Genomic DNA, 19,384 nt, shown 5'->3' on the forward strand with positions numbered 1-19,384 from the left:
TGCGACGGTTTAATTGCAAACAGCTGTAACCGGAGGGAACGGCGCACCCGCATCAGGTGCGCCGAAAAGACTATATCAGGCCGTAAATCAGTGCCGACAGCGCAATCAGCCCCATCAGTAGCACAAAGGCGTTGCTGAGCGCGCGGTATTGGCGCATGGCGGGCACCGTGCGAACCGCATACATCGGCAGGATGAATAATATCGCCGCAATCAGCGGGCCACTGATGGTTTCAATAATATGCAACGCGCTCGGGTTCCATACCGTCGCCGCCCAGGTAAGCAGAAACAGCACCACCGCGGAAATGCGCTGCGTGGTACGCACCCCCAACGGTTTACCGATGGCGCGCGTCAGGCCATCAATCAGACTGGTTGCCCCTTCCGTTACTCCCAGCGAGGTGCCGAGAAACGATTTGGCCATCGCCAGCATCGCCATCACCGGCCCGAGATAGGCGATAAACGGGTTGGAGAATTTATTCGCCAGCGTGGTCAGCACCGTTATGTTCTGCTCTTTCGCCTGTTGCATATCGTCATAAGACAAACTGAGCACACAGCTAAAAACAAAAAACAGCACGGTAATACAGATCAGCACATAGCTATAGCGCATGATACGCGCGCAACGACGTTCGGCTTTATCGCCATACAGGCTCTTCTGCGTTGAGGCAAAAGACGAAATGATTGGCGCATGGCTGAAGGAAAATACCATCACCGGCACCGCCAGCCACAGTGAGTGCCACAGCGCTGGACTAGTAACGGGAGTGCTCGCCAAGCCACTGACAAAATGGGCAGTATTCCAATGCGGTAATAGATAAAGCGAAATACCCATCAGGAAAACCAGCAATGGGAACACCAGAATCCCCATGGCCGCGACGATCCCGTCCTTGCCGCGCAACAGCACCAGGTTCAGCACCGCCACCACCGCCAGACTCAGCCACAGGCGTGGTGGCGGCGTAACGTGAAACTGGTGGATCAGAAAGTTGTCCAGCGCGTTAGTGATCGAAATGCTGTACACCAATACGATCGGGAAGAACGCCAGCAGGTACAGCACCATGATGATTTTGCCGGCCAGCACGCCAAAATGTTCAACCACCACATCGTGAATATTGCCATCGCGACTGGAGCCCGAGAGAACAAAACGGCTCAGGGCGCGATGCGGCAAATAGGTCATCGGAAACGCAAACAGTGCCATCAGCACCAGCACCAGCGGGCCATTCAGTCCGGCATTAATCGGTAAAAACAGCGTGCCGGCCCCCACCGCCGTGGCATACAGGCCAAACATCCATACGGAGTCGGTTTTATTCCATTTGACCGATGGCGTAACCGCCAGCGTGCCTGAATCTGGAGAAATAGTACTCATGAGACAACTTACCCTAATCTGTAACGACAGCAATTGCGCTCAACGGAACATCCCTCTCCGCGAAAACTAAATAGAAAAACAACGCATTAACGCAGAATTTCATTCTTATGACTGATGAAATGACGGCAAAGGATAATTAAAAATGCAGGTTAGGTCTATATTTATGCGGCTAAGCGGCGATTTTATCAGCAACATCAACCAAAGAATGGCCATTTATTCAGCAGAAAATGTGGCATTGGCAGTAGCCAACCGACTGGCCAACATAAACCGGATGGTGGCTAAACCCGCCAAACGCGCCAGTCTCCGTGCTCCGTGACCGTTGCGTAAAGATACAATGCCAGCGAGTAAGATGAGCAATAGTCAGGTACATGGCACAGGGCCAAAACAACCGCTGCCGGATAAAACGCTACCGATAATGCTTTGCCTTTGGGAACCCAGCATTGAAAATTATCGCGTGATGCGACATTTTATCCGACTTCAATATCTGCTTTTTCACTCTGTCGGGATCGGCGCTTAGCCGGATAACCTTATGCGTATCAGATTAGCCAGTATCAATGACTTTGAGGCGCTGTGCGCCATCGATTCCAGCGCGGCAACCTGCGCAGAGCGAAGTGGGCAAATTCGACGCTGGCTCGAAACGGCATGCTGCTGGGTGTACGAGATTAATGCCCAAATCAGCGCTTACGGCGTTCTCACGCAGCATTTCTTTGGCCAGCCCTTTATCGAGATGGTAATGGTCGGCCAAAAATTCCGCCGTCAGGGAATGGGCGCAGCAATCATCAGCCATTTTCAAGCGACCGCCTCCGGGGCAAAATTGTTCAGTTCCACCAATATGTCGAACCGAACGATGCAACGGTTATTGACCCGCCAGGGATTTAAGCCGAGCGGTTATATCGATAACCTGGATGAGGGTGATCCGGAAATCATATTTTACTGTCCATTGACGCGTCGATAACCCGCGGCAAGCACGGCTCCATTGATTGCTCCAGGTAACCTCCACGCCTGACAGATTACCCAGCCTGACCCAATGAGCATACATCGCCCAATGCAGGCCACCCTCTGGCTTTTCACCAACAAAAAAGGCCTCTTTCGAGGCCTGCCAACATCCAATTATCAATATGAAATAAAAGAATTTATTTCACCCTCACGTCCACGTATTGACCACACTTCGAAAAAAGCCCCGGGTTTTTAGTCCGGGGCTTTTCGTTACATCAACATGCTTTGCTGTCCGTAGTAATTCGGGTGCGGCATCACCGGCACCACATGGCCGGGTTTGCTCTTTAACGCCAGGCTGTCTGGCCTCATAGGTGCGCCAAGTATTATAGAGAAAAATGTAGGTGACATTTTACATTAACCACCCTTAGCACTCCTTGGTTAACAAACTTGATGCTTTGATTGAGTGTCTTTTTGCGACATGACTTCTTAGACATCACGACCTTATTGATATTCTATATTATGTTAAAATCCCCAAAGGAAACATATGACATCATCATTTACTCGTCGTTTTCCTTTGTTTTATTTTTTAATAGTTATCGTTTACCTAACTTTCGCCATTTACCATTAGAGGCATACCAGGAGCGAGTTTCAATTAGAGAGAACCACATTATGAAAAACTTATTAATTTCTTTGTTATTTTTTGGGTTGAGTTTATCTGAATCTTATGCGACCGCACCAAGCGAACCAAACATAACTGAAACTCCAGGCATTGTTGACAAATATGTTATCCCTGGATTTTTTGGATTCAAAACAATAAAAAACGACCCTAACAATATTTATGAGTTAAAAAAATACGGGCCAACCTATAATATCCAAACCATAAGTTTCACATTGAATGGCAAGACAGAAAGTGTTGGTCAATACCTCAATAAAACAGGTATGCAAAGCATTATCGTGCTGCAAGACGATAATATCCTTTATGAGAAATACACTCTGTTTAACTCACCTAAAACGTTGTATCCAGCCTACTCCATAAGCAAATCGCTAACAAGTATGGCAATAGGGAGTCTCATTTATGAAAATATAATAATCAGCGAAGAAGAACCCATGGGTAAATATGCCTCGTTTTTAAATGATACAGCTTATTCAGGAGTGACATTTCAACAGGCGTTGCGCCAAAGCAGTGCTGTGGAAACATTAGGAGCATTAGAAGATGCACATATTATTGCTCACCTCAATATGCCATGGAACGGTTGGGAAAATTACCTAAAGACAAAAAAAAGAATGCCTAACCATGCCCCTGGTGACGTATTTAACTACGCAGAACTAGATCCAATTGCTTTAGCTGTTTCTTTAAGAGCGGCCAGTGGATATTCTTTGGCAGAATATTTGCAAGAGAAGCTCTGGAAACGCGTTGGTATGTCTGATAATGCCCGTTATCAGCTGGACCATCAAGGACATGAGGCTGGTGGTAATGGTTTAGAAGCGACCTTACGTGATTATGCACGATTGGGATTGCTCTATGCACATCAAGGGGAGCTCAACGGGCAAAGAGTCTTCACTCAAGAGTGGTTGGAAAAAACAATAACGCCAACACGTTATCCTAAGGGTGCGCTGAATTTTAATAAAATAAAAACTGTTGGATATGGTTATCTCTGCTGGCCATCTTTAGATGATCAGAATGACTTTCTTATGTTGGGATTGTTTGGTAAGTTTATTTACGTTGACTTGGATAGTAAAATCGTGATTGCAAAAATGGCTCATTATTTGGCCAACTCAGGAGATAAACCGACCGCCGATTATAATGGTGTCGCTTATGCTGATTCTGTCCTGGCAGTCTCTCGAACAATACGTAATGCTATTATATCTGGCAAGCACGATATGTAATTGCTATAACTTCCCATTGGTTATGGGTTTGACAGGATCGCAGCAAATCGGAGATATTCCATGATACTCCTAATGCCCTAGAGGAAATGCCCTTTACACGGGAAAATTCGCGTGGGTGGCTGTCAAGTATCAATATGAGGAGTGTTGCGGTTGCATCCACGACAACATGAGGGTTGGGAAGTCAGAGGCTGAAGGCGGATGAGCAGTGTATCGGCGGTAATTTCAGTGCAGGAAGAGACACTGAAACCTTTTCAGAAAAGAGAGGTCAGGTTAGCATTCATGGTAACGGCAGTTTTGAAAGTTCAGGGTGTGTTTTGGCGAATACAAACCTAAACGTTCTTACTGCCGTTTTATTGGTTCACGCTAAAGTGCGATAAACCATAAAAAAGGCCTCTTTCGAGGCCTTTATCACTGGCAAGCAATATTACTTCGCCGCGTCCGGGTGATCCGGCACCTGGGCGCTGCCCATGGCCTTTTCATCACGGATCATCGAGCGATCCTTGCGCACCTCGGCGACGTCGGCGGCGCTGATAGCCTTGGCGTCATTGCCCCAACTGGAGCGGATAAAGTTAACCACATCCGCCACCTGCCGATCGTCCAGACGCCAGCCGAACGGCGGCATGGTGATGTTGGACACCGCCCCCTTCACCGCAGGCGTCGTGTTGCCGGTCAATACGATGTGGATCAGCGAGGTGGCATCGTCGGTTTGTACGATCGGATTACCCTTCAATGCCGGGAAGGCGCGTTTGTAGCCCACGCCGTCGGTACGGTGACACGCCGCGCAGTTGTCAACGTACAGTGCTGCACCGGGTTTGCTGTCGTCACCGCGCCACAGATCTTTGGCCACGCTGTCCACCACCGGTGCCGCCGCCTGCTGCTTGCCGTCTTTTGGCGGCAGCGTTTTCAGGTAGCGGGCAATCGCCGTCAAATCCTCGTCGGTCAGGTATTGCAGGCTGTGCTCGACCACATCGCTCATGCCACCAAACACGATGGTCTTATCGTTGCGACCGGTTTTCAGGAACTCGGTGAGCTCCGCTTCGCTCCAACTGCCCAGCCCATCCTTATGGTCGCCCCGCAGGCTGGAAGCGACCCAACCGTCGATTGGCGCATTGCTACCGGACAGGTAGTCATCGCCCTCGTTATTGCTCAGCGCCTTCTCTTGCATGGTGATGCTGCGCGGCGTGTGGCAGGCACCACAGTGCCCCAGACCTTCAACCAGATAACGCCCACGCTCGATCAGCGGATCGGCGTTGGCATTGGCGACAAAGTCCGCCGGCGTCGGTGCAAACACGCCACGCCAGATGCTCAGCGGCCAACGCATCGACAGCGGCCACGGAATGTCGGATTCGCGGTTGGCCTCTTCCACCGCCGGAACGCCATGCATAAAGTAGGCGTACATGGCGCGCATGTCGTCTTCCTTGATCAAGGCAAACGACGGATAAGGCATCGCCGGATACAGGGTGCTGCCGTTTTTGGCAACCCCTTTACGTACCGCGTTATCGAAATCCTCAAAGCTGTAGTCACCGATGCCGGTTTTCTTGTCTGGCGTAATGTTGGTGGAATAAATGGTACCGATAGGCGTTTCCATCGCCAAACCGCCAGCGAAGGTTTTGCCGCTTTTGCCATTGGTGTGGCAAGCCACGCAGTCGCCGGCACGCGCCAGATACTCACCGCGCTTGATAAGCTCGCTGCTCACCGTCGCGTCCTGCGCGAAGGCCGACACACTCAGCGCACTGAAAACCAGTGCAGAAACAATTGATTTCATCACTCGCCGTCCTTATGCCTGCACCAATGGGCCTGGATTCTTCAGATACTGCTCGCGAATAGCCCGGGCAGACCAGTACGCCAGCGCCGCGACGGTACCAGTCGGGTTGTAGCCCAGCCCTTGCGGGAAAGCAGACGCGCCAATCGAAAACACGTTGTGCACGTCCCAGCTTTGCAGATAGCGGTTCACTGCGCTGGTCTGCGGGTTTTCGCCCATCACCGCGCCGCCGTTCATATGGGTAGTCTGGTAGCTGGTGGTGTCAAAATGGCTATCGGCGTTTTTCGGGCTGCCGATGATGTGTTTCGGGTTCATCGCCTTGGCAATCGGTGCCATCTTGTTGAACATGAACTGCGCCATCTTGATGTCGTTTTCCTGCCAGTCGAAGGTCATGCGCAGCAGCGGCTGACCGAACACGTTTTTGTAGTTCGGGTCGAGATCCAGATAGTTGTTGCGGTAAGACTGATGCGCACCGTGCGCATCCATCGAGACATGATGGGTGTAGGCATCCGCTACCGCCGCCTTCCATTCGCTGCCCCAGGCCGGGGTGCCGGCCGGGGTCGGCAGGCCCGAAATCGGCTTGGTGCCAGCCTGGTTGACCCAGAACGGCGATCCGCCGACAAAGCCCTCTTTGGCGTGATCGAAGTTGTCAGCGTTGAAATCGTCAACGCCCACGCCGTTGCCGCCCGCACCGATAAACGGATTGGTGTGCACGTTTTTATCGAAGAACGCTTTAATGGTGGTCATGTTCTGATAGGCAAAGTTACGCCCCACCACTCCTTCACCGGTCAGCGGATCGTACGGTTTGCCGATACCGGACAGCAGCATCAGATGTACATTGTGGAACTGGAACGCCCCCAGGATCACCAGATCGGCCGGTTGCTCGACTTCACGCCCCTGTGCGTCGATGTAATTCACGCCGGTAGCACGCTTCTTATCGTCGGTCAGGTTCACTTTCAGCACGTTGGCGTTGGTGCGCAGTTCGAAACGTTTTTCCATACGCAACGCCGGCAGGATGTTGACGTTCGGCGACGCTTTGGAATACATGTAGCAGGCGTAACCGCTACAGAAACCGCAAAAGTTGCACGGCCCCATCTGAGCGCCATACGGGTTGGTGTAAGAATCCGAGGTATTGGCCGATGGCAGATTATACGGGTGGTAACCGACCTCGGTCGCCGCTTTCTGGAACAGCTGCGCAGAGTAGGTATTCTTTTGCGCCGGCAGCGGGAAATCGTCGGAACGGTCGGGCGCGAACGGGTTGCCGCCCTTGCCTGCACCAACCACTTTCCCCTTGATCGACCACGCGGTGCCGGAAGTGCCAAACACCTTTTCCGCCTTGTCAAAGTACGGCTCCAGCTCGTCGTATGTCACGCCGAAGTCCTGGATGGTCATATCCTTGGGAATGAAGTTTTTGCCGTAGCGCTCTTCATAATGGCTGCGCATGCGCAGTTCGATCGGATCGACGCGGAAATGCACTCCCGACCAGTGCAGTCCGGCACCGCCCACGCCGGTACCCGGCAGGAATGCCGCCAACTGACGGTATGGCACCGCGGTCTGGCTGCTGTTATGGCGAATGGTCACCGTGCTTTTCGACAAGTCCTGGAACAGTTTGCGACGAATATTATAGGTAAGTTCGTCGATAACCTGCGGGTAGGAACCATCCGGGTAGGTATCGCGCATCGGCCCGCGTTCCAGCGCTACCACGTTCAGCCCGGCTTCGGTCAGTTCCTTGGCCATGATGGCGCCAACCCAGCCAAACCCGACGATCACCACGTCCTTTTTCTTCATTAGCGTTGCCATTGTTATCCTCTCTCCCCACGAATCGATACCGGTGGGAAGGGATAACGCTCCCCTCGCTCAACCCAGTCCATAAAGTCGGCGCGCGCACCCGGAAAATTAATCAGCTTCCAGCCAACCATGTCCTTATTGCCGCCATGGATCGGATCGCTGAAGAACCCTTCGCGGGTGTTTTGCAGCAGGTAGGAGAAAAACAGCTTGGCAGGCACCTGTTCGAACTCGGCTTCGCCGGCTTCCATCTGTTTCAGCATCGTGTCCTGTTGTGCGCCGTCCAACTGGGCAAACACTTTGCCATGCTGCTTTTTGCTGTAGCCGTCGGCGTCGGCGATGCCCAGATTGTAAATCTGCTTTGGCACCAGCGGTAACTGGTAACCCAGTTCCTTCGGTACGTCCGGGTTGAATGGCCCCTGCATATACCAGATGGCGCCGGTGGCATAGGGAGTATTCATCTGCCGATCGATAAATTCCGGCACGCCAGCCTCCAGCGCGCCTGGGCCGCGATCGTCGGCCGGGATCAACCGCGCCACTGCGGCATTGATAAATGCCCATTCTTCTGGCGTGAAGAAGGTGGGTTGATAAGCGTCAGTTGTTGCGGGTGTGTTACTGGCAGCGTTGGCGGCTGCCGGCGCGGTCAAAGCGCCGACGCTGCTGCCGCCAATCACCGCCGCGGGGATTAGGGTCATCGATTTGAGTAAAAAATCGCGCCGCGAATTGTTAGTTTTATCGTCCGACATATCACATTCCATCCAAAGATAATCACAACTATTTAACCTCAACCGTGCGGTTAATGTGGGTTTCAAACATAATTTGTAACCTTTTTGTCTATTTATTGAAGGCCAAAAAACCACCTTTAGCAAAAATGTTACCGGTAACTTATTGAATGGACGTAAAGAATTGACCACAGAGACTGAATTAACTTTTTGTGCTGTTTTTCAGGTAACGGCAGAAGAAATAACGAAAAATGAGATATTCGGCGGGGGTTGCGCGGTTAAAAAAGATAAAAACCGGCCAGGGGTCGAGCCGGTTTTTCGCGTGCTGGAATTATTGCTGCATTGCCTGATAAGCGGTAGTTACCTTCCACAAATAACGCGGCGCCTGCGGTGCCGGATGCTTCTTCTGTATGTGTTGGTAAAACTCGTCGGGGCTCATTTGGTTGATGCGATTCACCGCCACTCGCTTGTCCGAAGAGAAGGTGCGCAGCATCGCACCGGCGCCGTTGACATATGAGACAATAGTTGCGTATTGCAGAGTTTTAGGGTTGGTAATCCCGGCTAGCTGTTGGCTTTGAAGAATATTGATATAGGCCGTTCCCAGATCAATATTGACCGCCGGATCTTTTAATTCTCGCGAGCTGGGTTGCCCCTTTTTGCCCTTCATACGATAGGCATCACGCCCGGCAGTAGAGGCTTTCAACTGCATCAGACCCACGGCGTTGGAGGTGCTGACCACGCTTGGATTAAAACCGGATTCAACCTGGATAATCGCCTTGATCAGCGTTTCATCCACGCCGTAATGGCTGGCGGCCTGGCTGATATAGTCGTTGTAGGCAACCGGTGTGCCGGTGCGGTTGACCGGTGCCTGCGGCGGCGGCTGCAACCACCCTCCTTTGCCTGTGCCACTGCCCGTTGTGCTGCTGGTAGTCTGCGGGTCTTTTGCACACCCCGCCAAAAGGGTAATTGCCATTAGGCAACCAATTTTTGTTTTCACAGAATCCCTCACTCCTTTCAATGAGTTGCGTAGCAGAGGCAACGTGTAAGGACGCCTGCATTGATTTTTTGGTCTATTCTCATGCTATCCATATACCAAGAGGTGATTTATGAGTCAATCTGCGACCAGGTGTTTTGTGGTGACCTTTCGCTATCAGGAAGAAGGATTAACTGATTTGGCGAAGCTTACCGGACAATTGACCCGCGAAGGTTTCACCACCGCTTTGACAGATAAAGACGGAGTTTCACACGAGTTGGGCAGCAATACTTTTGCGCTGATAACCTCATTGGATCAATCAGATACTGAAAAACTGGCACAAGGCCTCGGGCAGGTTGCGTTAGGAAAAATGCCAGAAGTGACGATATCAACTTATGATGAGTATGTTAAACAGTTACACGCCGAGAGCTAGTTACATACGGATACATTAAATGCTATAACTCACCGGACGGTATTATTTGTTGATGCTGGAATCAACCTGTCGTCAGTTGCTTGTGACGCTTGACTTCATGATAAATGATATTGATAATCATTTTCATTTGAATAAGGAAAAGTCACCATGCCACTGAAACCAAACGCATTTCCCCTTGAGCAACGCGCCACACAATGGTTGCGCCCATTTGTTTTACCTGGGCTGCTGTTGGCCGCCGCGCTGTTCAGCCACCCTGCGCTGGCCGAAAAGAAGCTGCGCGTGGTGACTACCTTCACCATTATTCAAGACATTGCGCAAAACGTTGCCGGCGATGCCGCCGTGGTCGAATCCATTACCAAGCCGGGTGCAGAAATCCACGATTATCAACCCACACCGCGCGATATCGTCAAGGCACAGCACGCCGATCTGATCTTATGGAATGGCATGAACCTGGAGCGTTGGTTCCAACGCTTCTTTGAAAATATCAAGCAGGTGCCTGCGGCGGTGGTCACTGAAGGCATTACGCCGCTGCCGATCCGCGAAGGGCCGTACAATGGCAATCCTAACCCGCATGCCTGGATGTCACCGACCAACGCCCTGGTCTATATCGACAATATCCGCCAAGCGCTGGTGAAGTACGACCCGGCCAATGCCGAAACCTACAATCGCAATGCCAAAGCCTATGCAGAAAAAATTTCCGCGCTTGACGCCCCGCTGCGGGAGCGGCTGGCGCGTATCCCGGCGGCGCAGCGCTGGTTGGTAACCAGCGAAGGCGCGTTCAGCTACCTGGCGAAAGACTATCAGCTGAAGGAAGTCTATCTGTGGCCAATCAACGCCGACGAACAAGGTTCACCGCAGCAGGTGCGGCGGGTTATCGACGCGGTACGCGCCAATAACATTCCAGTAGTGTTCAGCGAAAGTACCATTTCCGACAAACCGGCCAGACAGGTGGCAAAGGAAACCGGAGCCAGCTACGGCGGCGTGCTGTACGTTGATTCGCTGTCTGCCCATGACGGACCGGTACCGACATATATAGATTTGTTGAATGTAACCGTGCAGACCATTGCCAAAGGATTTAATCAATGACCGCTGAGGCGTTTGTCCGACCCGAATTGAACGTCGACAATGTTACCGTCACCTACAACAACGGCCATACCGCGATTTACGACGCCAGCTTCTCGCTCACCGGCGGCGCCATCTGTGCGCTGGTCGGGGTGAACGGCAGCGGCAAGTCGACGCTGTTTAAAAGCATCATGGGGCTGGTGCGCCCCACTCACGGTCGGGTATTGCTCAGTGGCAAACCGATTGCCGATGCGCTGAAGCACAACCTTATCGCCTACGTACCACAAACGGAAGACGTTGATTGGAACTTCCCGGTACTGGTGGAAGATGTGGTGATGATGGGGCGTTACGGCAAGATGAATTTCCTGCGTATTCCTTCCAAAGACGACCGCCAGCGCGTCGATAACGCGTTGGCGCGTGTCGGTTTGAGCGAGCTGCGCAAACGACAGATCGGCGAGCTGTCCGGCGGGCAGAAAAAACGCGTGTTTTTGGCCCGGGCGCTGGCGCAGCAAGGTAGCGTACTGTTGCTGGACGAACCCTTCACCGGCGTTGACGTCAAAACCGAAAACGCAATTATTGATCTGTTACGCGCGCTGCGCGACGAAGGCCACCTGATTCTGGTTTCCACCCACAATCTGGGCAGCGTGCCAGAATTCTGCGATCGGGTAATACTCATCAACCGCACGGTGCTGGCCGCCGGCCCGACCGAAACCACCTTCACCCAGAGCAACCTGGAACTGGCATTTGGCGGCGTGTTGCGCCACATCAACCTTTCCGGCCCGGATCTGCATGACGATAACGATCCGCGTACCGTCACGGTACTGACCGACGACGAACGGCCCGCGGTATTTTATGGCCACACCAAAAGCGACCCGCCAGCGCAAAGCCAGCCAAAGGAGAAGCAACCCTGATGCTGGAAACTCTGCTGCAACCGTTCAATTACAACTACATGGTCAAGGCCATTTGGGTCAGCGCCATCGTCGGTGCCGCCTGCGCGTTCCTGTCGGCCTATCTGATGCTGAAAGGCTGGTCATTGATGGGCGATGCCCTGTCACACTCGGTGGTGCCCGGCGTTGCCGGTGCTTATGCCTTGGGACTGCCCTACGCCGCTGGCGCGTTCTTTACCGGTATGCTGGCAGCGCTGGCGATGACGCTGGTACGCCATGTTACCCGCCTGCGAGAAGACGCAATTATCGGTTTTATCTTTTCTACCTTTTTTGCCGTCGGGCTGCTGATCGTCTCGCTAAATCCGACCTCGGTTAACGTGCAGTCGATTATTTTTGGCAATATCCTCGGCATCGCCGATGAGGATGTGCTGCAGGTAGAGATCATCATCGGCGTGTCGCTCGTTATTCTGTGCCTGGTGTGGAAAGACCTATTGGCGGTATTCTTCGACGAAAGCCACGCGGTGTCGATTGGCCTGTCGCCGCTGCGGCTGAAAATCCTGTTCTTTACCCTGCTCAGTGCCTGCACCGTTGCGGCATTGCAAACCGTTGGCGCCATCCTGGTTATCGCCATGGTGATCACCCCTGGCGCAACCGCTTATTTGCTGACCGACCGCTTTAGCCGACTGGTGATCATCGCTATCGTGATCGGCGCGCTGACCAGCGGTATCGGCGCCTATTTAAGCTTCTTCCTTGATGGTGCCACCGGTGGCGTGATCGTCACCCTGCAAACCCTGATGTTCCTGCTGGCGTTCGTGCTGGCACCGAAACACGGCCTACTGGCGAGCAAACGTCGGGTGGCGCGCGCTGAACACAGCGGGGAGGAGCGCTGATGGAGATGTTGTATCAATGGCTCAGCGAGCCCTTCGCCTATCCCTTTATGCAACGGGCGATCGTTGCCGCCATCGTTACCGGAGTGGTGTGCGCGGTACTGTCATGCTATCTGGTGCTCAAGGGCTGGTCGCTGATGGGCGACGCCATTTCTCACGCCGTACTGCCTGGTATCGTACTGGCATTCGTACTCGGTATTCCATTGGCCATTGGCGCGTTTCTCTCCGGTATCTTTTGCGCGCTCGCCACCGGTTATCTAAAGGAAAACAGCCGGGTAAAGGAAGATACGGTGATGGGCATCGTCTTTTCCGGTATGTTTGCCCTTGGGCTGGTACTGTTTTCGCGGGTGGATACCGATCAGCACCTGAGCCACATTCTGTTCGGCAACATGCTCGGCATCAGCGACGGCGAACTGAAGCAAACGCTGCTGATTGCCGGTATTACGCTGGCGGTGGTGCTGCTGAAACGCCAGGATCTGATGCTGTACTGCTTTGATCCCAGCCATGCGCGGGTGATTGGCCTGCCGGTCAAGCTGCTGCATTACGGGTTGCTGTGCCTACTGGCAATGACCATTGTCGCCTCGTTGCAGGCGGTGGGGGTGATTTTGGTGATCGCCATGCTGATAGCTCCGGGGATTATTGCCTTCCTGCTGTGCAGCAGTTTTGACCGCATGCTGCTGGTCGCTACCGTGGTGTCGGTGTTTTCCTGCGTGCTCGGCACCTTGATCAGCTTCCATATCGATGGCGCAACCGGGCCATGCATCGTCATCGTACAGGCCGTGCTGTTCGTTATCGCCCTGCTCTATAGCCGCATCAAACCGTTACAACGTCACGAAAACCCATTGCTGGATGATAAATCCCGATCGTGATCCCCCATGCGCAGCGCAAGGCAAAACTAACCTTGACGCAGGAGTATTTAAATTAATCAATAGCGTATATACTTTGACCACATGTGCGACGGTGACAAATACGCCTACGGCAAAACGCGGCTGTGCGCCACATCGTGTTTTCACCACGTCAAAGACGCTAAGCTAATGAAACAGCAGGCAACACAGAGGGGGGGAATACCATGTGGCAAGCCGTTAGTCGTCTGTTAAGTGAACACCTTGGCAACGCAGAAATCCGCGAAAGGACTGAACTGCCCGGTGGCGAAATCCACCCGGCGTGGCGCGTGAAGTACGGTGACAGCGAGGTGTTCGTCAAGTGCGATGCCCGCGAGCTGCTGCCGATTTTCACCGCCGAAGCGGATCAACTGGCATTGCTGGCGCGCAGTAAAACCGTGCACGTGCCGGAGGTCTACGGCGTCGGCAGCGATCGCGAATACAGCTTCCTGCTGCTGGAATACCAGGCGCTCAAACCCCTGGACGCGCACGGTGCCTATTGTCTCGGACAACAGTTGGCACGTCTGCACCAGTGGAGCGAACAGCCGCAGTTCGGCCTCGACTTTGATAACGATCTTGCCACCACACCGCAGCCCAATACCTGGCAACGCCGCTGGGCCGAATTCTTTGCCGAGCAGCGCATCGGTTGGCAACTGCAGTTGGCGGCGGAAAAAGGCATGACCTTCGGTGACATCGATGAACTGGTGGACATCGTCTACCTGCGTTTACAAAACCACCAGCCACAACCTTCGTTATTGCATGGTGATTTGTGGCCAGCCAACTGCGCGATGACCGCCAACGGCCCAATGCTGTTCGACCCCGCCTGTTATTGGGGCGATCGTGAATGCGATCTTGCCATGCTGCCGTTGTACCCGGAACTGCCGCCGCAAATATACGACGGCTATCAAAGCGTTTGGCCGTTGCCCGCCGACTTTATCGAGCGTCAGCCGCTGTATCAGCTCTATTATCTACTCAATCGCAGCAACCTGTTTGGCGGTCAGCACTTGGTCGCAGCGCAGCGCGCCATCGACACCCTGCTACACCCTGGATCATAAAAAAGGGCCCGTGACGGGCCCTGTCTGTTACCTGAACCTTGCCCGTCGCTCAGGCGCCGCCGGCCAGGCTCCCCAACAGTTTGATGACGAAATAGGCCACCACCGCTATCACGATTGGCAAAATATACAGCGGGAAGTACTGTAAGAAAATGGTGTGGTGCGGCAGGGTAATACGCTGTTCCAATTGTACCCGCGTTAGCCCTTCACTCCCCTTGGCCTGTTCGAGGATCAGTTGATCTTCCAGACGTTCGCGGATGAACCTCACTTGCCGTGACATGCGCGCCCCGGAAGCGCACAGCGCCAGCCCGACAAAAATAAGGAAATAGATAAGGATAAACATCAGATTGCCGCCACTGAACAGGCTTTTATCAAGATTCGGCACCGGCGAGTTATACCAGAACAGATTAAGAAACGGCGTATTGAAACGCACCATATCCACCATCACATGCACAAAGTCCAGCATCACCGCATTGATGCCTTTGGTTTTTTCACTGTGTTGATAGATAAAGTTCAGCAGTGAAATCAGCGTCGACAGCAACGCCGGGATGAATACCAGCCATCCCAGGATACGTTTAATGATGGCAATACGCCCTGCCTGTTGATACGTCATGGATTCCCCTTGTTAGCGACGCAGCCGTAATGGCCTAAGTCTACCCGTTGTTGCCAGGATGCGCCCACCGTTTTCTTTACACAGATCGGGCGGAATTATCCGATATCAACAGCTTAGTGTCTAAGCACGCCGACAGCGCTGTTTTTTCGCATCGCGTTATACTGTTATCCCAACGCATGATAAAAGGAACGATAATGATTCGGCTGATCGTCTTGCTGCTCGGCGCTCAGGCACTGCACGGGCAACGCCGCGCTTTATGGTTGTTTGGCTGGTTTTGGATCATCACTGGCGTACTGATGCTGGTGGATGTGTTGCAGGACGGGCGTTCACTGCTGGCGCTGGATGCGTTGGCGCTGATGCTGGCGCTCGAGGGGCTGGTGGCCATCTCGGCTGCATTGGTGATTGGTGGCAACGGCCGGCCGGTACTGCTCAAGGGCTTCGGCTTTATTTTCATGGCATTGCTGGTGTTCGACGTGCCGGCCGACGGTAATATCATTTCCAGCGTGGTATTCGGCAGCGCGCTGCTGCTGGACGGGGTGGTGCGCATCGCATCTTCAACCGTGATCCAGCACCGCCGCTGGAAGGTTGTCGCCCTGGCCGGTAGCGGCGAACTGCTGTTGTCGCTGATGATTTTCATTGGCTGGCCGGCTCCGCATCGCATGACGGTGCCCTTTTGCTTCGGCCTGATGATGATCCTCTCTGGCTGGGCCCTGCTGCGCATTTCGCGCCGCCTGATGCACTTTGCCCTTAATCGGCACCACACCGCAGTGCCGACGCACACTGCTACACAGCCGCTGACGGTATATGTCTGGACCCCGCTTGGCTCGGCGAAAGATGCACGCCGTCGTTATATCGTTGACCGTTACATTGCCGCAGTCGACGGTGCAGGCGTGATCTCCACCGGCCATACGGCGCTGGAACTAGCTCCTGATATCTATATCAGCCACTATCCGCGCGATGACATCGATCGGTCGGCGCAAGATTTTCGCCGTTTGCTGCATGCCGGGGAACAGAACAACGTCGCCGGACGTTTTCTACCCAATTTGCAACAGGAAACGGCCGAGTGGTGCCCACCGGACAAACATATTCACTTCTGCCGCTATAATCCCAGCGCGCTGCGCGCCTTCTGGCAACACTACCGTCAAGACGACACCTACAACTTGACGCGACGCAACTGCTCTACCACGGTGATTAGCGCGCTGGACAGCGCCCTGGAAGGCGTACTGGGTGGCCAGCAGCTATGGCGTCGCTTTCTGATGTTGGCACTGGATCCTAATCTGTGGGTGCTGGCGATGCTGCGCAGTCGCGGTGAAAGCATGACCTGGACGCCGGGGTTGGTGCTGGACTATACCCGCATGCTGAAGCAGGTGACTGAACACCAGGATCAACGCTGGCTACTGAAATTACGCAAGCTGACACAGCGCCTGACGGCAATTCCCCGTAGGCAGCGGCGGCAAAAGTTTTAGTCGCGTCGGCGACAATGCTACAGTAATGCCAATTTTTCCACATGGCGCCCGCAGGAGTGACCGCTAATGGCCTATTCGCAACAGATTGAAAGCGCAATTTTTGATATGGACGGCTTACTGATTGACTCCGAGCCGCTATGGCTGCAGGCGGAGCTGGATATTTTCGGCGCGCTTGGCCTCGACCTTTCCGATCGGCACAATCTGCCAGATACCCTCGGCCTGCGTATCGATCTGGTGGTCAAGCTATGGTATCAGGCCATGCCATGGCAAGGCCCTTCGCTGGAACAGGTGTCGGCACGCATCATTGAGCGCGCCATTGAACTGGTGCACGAAACGCGTCCACTATTGCCGGGGGTACAGCAAGCGCTTGAACTGTGCCGCGCCCAGGGTCTGAAGATCGGACTGGCGTCTGCCTCACCGCTGCACATGCAACAGCAGGTGCTGAAGATGTTTGAGTTGGAACCCTATTTTGATCGATTGGTTTCGGCTGAATATTTACCTTACAGTAAACCGCACCCGGAAGTTTACCTGATCGCGGCCGAACGTCTGGGCAGCGATCCGCTGCGCTGCATCACGCTGGAGGATTCGTTCAACGGCATGATCGCCACCAAAGCGGCGCGTATGCGTTCGATAGTGATCCCGGCCCAGGAATACAGCCAGGATCCGCGCTGGGCATTGGCAGACTACCAATTGTCGTCCCTCGAACAGCTGACACCGGCACACCTGACATAATCCCCATCCTCATATCGTTTACTGCACACTGCCGACTTGGCAGTGTGTTTTCGCACTGCCAGTCAAAAACTACGACCGCCATCAAAATTAAATAAAACATTATTTCATTTTTATTGAATTCATATACCGACCACCCTATGCTGTCGCCATAACAGAAAGCGCCGGGCAGGCGGTCGCCGCTGTCACTGCCACGCAGCGTCACCGTTTGACCGGTGCTTTCTTCCTGTCACTTCAGCAAGCGAGGCATTGAGATGGACGTCCGTCAAAGCATTCACAGCGACCATGCTAAACAGCTAGATACCGCCGGGTTACGCCGCGAATTTCTGATCGAAAACATCTTTGAGGCCGATAGGTACACCATGACCTACAGCCACATCGATCGGATTATCGTTGGCGGTATCAAACCGGTGAATAAAACGGTCAGCATCGGTGACGAAGTCGGCAAGCAACTGGGCGTCAGTTATTTTCTGGAGCGCCGCGAACTGGGGGTGATCAACATTGGTGGTGCCGGGACCATCGTGGTAGATGGACAGCGCTATGAAATTGGCAATCAGCAAGCACTGTATGTGGGTCAGGGAGCCAGGCAGGTTGAATTCAGCAGCACTGATGCCAGCCATCCCGCCAAGTTCTACTACAACAGCGCGCCAGCGCATACCGCGTATCCCAACCGGAAAATAACTCTGGAAGAAGCCTCGCCGCAAACGCTGGGCGATAACGCCACCAGCAACCGTCGCACCATCAACAAATTCATCGTGCCGGATGTGCTGCCAACCTGCCAGCTCACCATGGGCCTGACCACGCTGGCGGAAGGCAATTTGTGGAACACTATGCCATGCCACACCCACGAGCGGCGTATGGAAGTGTATTTCTATTTCGATATGGACGAGGACACCGCGGTATTTCATATGATGGGTCAACCGCAGGAAACCCGACATCTGCTGGTACACAATGAACAGGCGGTGATTTCACCGAGCTGGTCAATCCATTCCGGCGTCGGCACCAAGCGATACACCTTTATCTGGGGCATGATTGGCGAGAATCAGGTCTTCGGCGATATGGACCATGTCGCCGTTAGCGATTTACGCTAATCCCCCTTTCCGAACCGCGAGAGAAGCTGGCTATGATTCTAGATTCCTTTGATCTGAAAGGTAAAGTGGCGCTGGTGACCGGATGTGATACCGGACTGGGTCAGGGTATGGCTATCGGGCTGGCGCAGGCCGGTTGCGACATCATTGGCGTTAACCGCAGCGATCCGCAACAAACTCGCGACCAGATCGGCGCACTGGGCCGGCGCTTTCTGACGCTACGCGCCGATCTGAGCAGCGTGGCGGTGATCCCGGGCTTACTGGAACAGGCCATTGCCGAATTCGGCCGCATAGACATTCTGATCAATAACGCCGGCATAATTCGTCGCGAAGATGCAATTAACTTCAGCGAAAAAGACTGGGATGACGTGATGAATGTGAACATCAAAACCGTGTTCTTTCTGTCGCAAGCGGTGGCGCGTCAATTTATCAAACAGGGGTCCGGCGGCAAAATCATCAATATCGCCTCAATGCTGTCTTACCAGGGCGGCATTCGCGTACCATCCTATACTGCCTCGAAGAGCGCGGTGATGGGCGTAACCCGCCTATTGGCCAATGAATGGGCCAAACACGGTATTAACGTCAATGCTCTCGCGCCAGGTTACATGGCCACCAACAATACTCAACAGTTGCGCGCCGATGAGGAACGTAATCAGGCGATTCTCGAGCGTATCCCTGCCGGCCGCTGGGGGCTGCCGCAGGACATGATGGGGCCTGTGGTGTTTCTGGCCTCGGCCGCCTCTGATTATGTCAATGGCTATACCATGGCGGTCGACGGGGGCTGGCTGGCACGTTGATTCCCGCCACCAAATCACACCGACCAGGGGCTCCGCAAGGAGCCTTTTTTTTGTGCCGCATGACAATCTC

Annotated in this window: 18 protein-coding genes; 12 read left to right on the top strand and 6 right to left on the bottom strand. The window is 53.7% G+C overall.

Translation table 11 applies throughout. The features are described from left to right. Positions 1–70 precede the first annotated feature (70 nt). Positions 71–1,354 carry an HAAAP family serine/threonine permease gene (locus NYE85_RS17295; protein ID WP_259005956.1) on the bottom strand — a complete coding sequence of 428 codons (1,284 nt, stop codon included), beginning with the start codon at positions 1,352–1,354 and terminating at the stop codon, positions 71–73. 529 nt (positions 1,355–1,883) lie between these two features. On the opposite strand from NYE85_RS17295, the gene NYE85_RS17300 reads away from it, so the two are divergent. Both NYE85_RS17300 and NYE85_RS17305 read left to right on the top strand, forming a co-directional pair. Next, a complete protein-coding gene (locus NYE85_RS17300; RefSeq protein WP_259005957.1) occupies positions 1,884–2,309 on the top strand; it encodes a GNAT family N-acetyltransferase in 426 nt (141 codons plus the stop codon). 650 nt (positions 2,310–2,959) lie between these two features. Next, positions 2,960–4,177 (top strand): serine hydrolase, encoded by a 1,218-nt coding sequence (locus NYE85_RS17305; protein ID WP_259005958.1) that lies wholly within the window; start codon positions 2,960–2,962, stop codon positions 4,175–4,177. 424 nt (positions 4,178–4,601) lie between these two features. Here the strand turns inward: NYE85_RS17305 and NYE85_RS17310 are convergent, their stop codons facing one another. The 4 genes from NYE85_RS17310 to NYE85_RS17325 form a co-directional block, all read right to left on the bottom strand. Further along, the gene (locus NYE85_RS17310; protein WP_259005959.1) at positions 4,602–5,942 is read right to left on the bottom strand and encodes a cytochrome c; all 1,341 of its coding nucleotides are present in this window, start codon (positions 5,940–5,942) and stop codon (positions 4,602–4,604) included. Between the two features lie 12 nt (positions 5,943–5,954). After that, positions 5,955–7,739: a GMC family oxidoreductase gene (locus NYE85_RS17315; protein ID WP_259005960.1), complete on the bottom strand. Its 1,785-nt coding sequence runs from the start codon at positions 7,737–7,739 to the stop codon at positions 5,955–5,957. Positions 7,740–7,741: 2 nt separating this feature from the next. Further along, on the bottom strand, positions 7,742–8,470 hold the full coding sequence (locus tag NYE85_RS17320; RefSeq protein ID WP_259005961.1) for a gluconate 2-dehydrogenase subunit 3 family protein: 729 nt from the start codon (positions 8,468–8,470) through the stop codon (positions 7,742–7,744). 307 nt (positions 8,471–8,777) lie between these two features. Next, a complete protein-coding gene (locus NYE85_RS17325; protein WP_039992170.1) occupies positions 8,778–9,443 on the bottom strand; it encodes a transglycosylase SLT domain-containing protein in 666 nt (221 codons plus the stop codon). Positions 9,444–9,552: 109 nt separating this feature from the next. On the opposite strand from NYE85_RS17325, the gene ghoS reads away from it, so the two are divergent. The 6 genes from ghoS (at position 9,553) to NYE85_RS17355 (ending at position 14,624) form a co-directional block, all read left to right on the top strand. Further along, positions 9,553–9,852 carry a type V toxin-antitoxin system endoribonuclease antitoxin GhoS gene (gene ghoS, locus NYE85_RS17330; RefSeq protein WP_259005962.1) on the top strand — a complete coding sequence of 100 codons (300 nt, stop codon included), beginning with the start codon at positions 9,553–9,555 and terminating at the stop codon, positions 9,850–9,852. 147 nt (positions 9,853–9,999) lie between these two features. Further along, positions 10,000–10,938: a metal ABC transporter substrate-binding protein gene (locus tag NYE85_RS17335; RefSeq protein WP_259005963.1), complete on the top strand. Its 939-nt coding sequence runs from the start codon at positions 10,000–10,002 to the stop codon at positions 10,936–10,938. Continuing rightward, complete coding sequence (locus NYE85_RS17340; RefSeq protein ID WP_259005964.1) at positions 10,935–11,825, top strand: manganese/iron ABC transporter ATP-binding protein; 891 nt, start codon at positions 10,935–10,937, stop codon at positions 11,823–11,825. The genes NYE85_RS17335 and NYE85_RS17340 overlap by 4 nt, the downstream gene beginning before the upstream one ends. Next, the gene (gene yfeC, locus NYE85_RS17345) at positions 11,825–12,691 is read left to right on the top strand and encodes an iron/manganese ABC transporter permease subunit YfeC (RefSeq protein ID WP_259005965.1); all 867 of its coding nucleotides are present in this window, start codon (positions 11,825–11,827) and stop codon (positions 12,689–12,691) included. Before NYE85_RS17340 ends, yfeC begins: the two co-directional genes overlap by 1 nt. Beyond that, positions 12,691–13,557, top strand: a complete 867-nt coding sequence (locus NYE85_RS17350) for a metal ABC transporter permease (protein WP_259005966.1) — start codon at positions 12,691–12,693, stop codon at positions 13,555–13,557. The genes yfeC and NYE85_RS17350 overlap by 1 nt, the downstream gene beginning before the upstream one ends. 200 nt (positions 13,558–13,757) lie before the next feature. Beyond that, complete coding sequence (locus NYE85_RS17355; protein WP_259005967.1) at positions 13,758–14,624, top strand: fructosamine kinase family protein; 867 nt, start codon at positions 13,758–13,760, stop codon at positions 14,622–14,624. 49 nt (positions 14,625–14,673) lie between these two features. Here the strand turns inward: NYE85_RS17355 and NYE85_RS17360 are convergent, their stop codons facing one another. Continuing rightward, positions 14,674–15,234, bottom strand: coding sequence for a YniB family protein (locus tag NYE85_RS17360; RefSeq protein ID WP_259005968.1), 561 nt, complete (start codon positions 15,232–15,234; stop codon positions 14,674–14,676). 194 nt (positions 15,235–15,428) lie between these two features. On the opposite strand from NYE85_RS17360, the gene NYE85_RS17365 reads away from it, so the two are divergent. From NYE85_RS17365 to kduD, 4 genes are all read left to right on the top strand, one after another. After that, a complete protein-coding gene (locus NYE85_RS17365; protein ID WP_259005969.1) occupies positions 15,429–16,700 on the top strand; it encodes an HdeD family acid-resistance protein in 1,272 nt (423 codons plus the stop codon). 66 nt (positions 16,701–16,766) lie between these two features. After that, positions 16,767–17,432, top strand: a complete 666-nt coding sequence (gene hxpB, locus NYE85_RS17370) for a hexitol phosphatase HxpB (protein ID WP_259005970.1) — start codon at positions 16,767–16,769, stop codon at positions 17,430–17,432. Positions 17,433–17,683: 251 nt separating this feature from the next. Then, positions 17,684–18,520 (top strand): 5-dehydro-4-deoxy-D-glucuronate isomerase, encoded by an 837-nt coding sequence (gene kduI / locus NYE85_RS17375; protein ID WP_259005971.1) that lies wholly within the window; start codon positions 17,684–17,686, stop codon positions 18,518–18,520. Positions 18,521–18,552: 32 nt separating this feature from the next. Next, positions 18,553–19,314, top strand: coding sequence for a 2-dehydro-3-deoxy-D-gluconate 5-dehydrogenase KduD (kduD, locus tag NYE85_RS17380; RefSeq protein WP_259005972.1), 762 nt, complete (start codon positions 18,553–18,555; stop codon positions 19,312–19,314). Positions 19,315–19,384 lie beyond the last annotated feature (70 nt).

It is taken from the genome of Serratia sp. AKBS12, from assembly GCF_024793895.1.
Lineage (GTDB): Bacteria > Pseudomonadota > Gammaproteobacteria > Enterobacterales > Enterobacteriaceae > Serratia_F.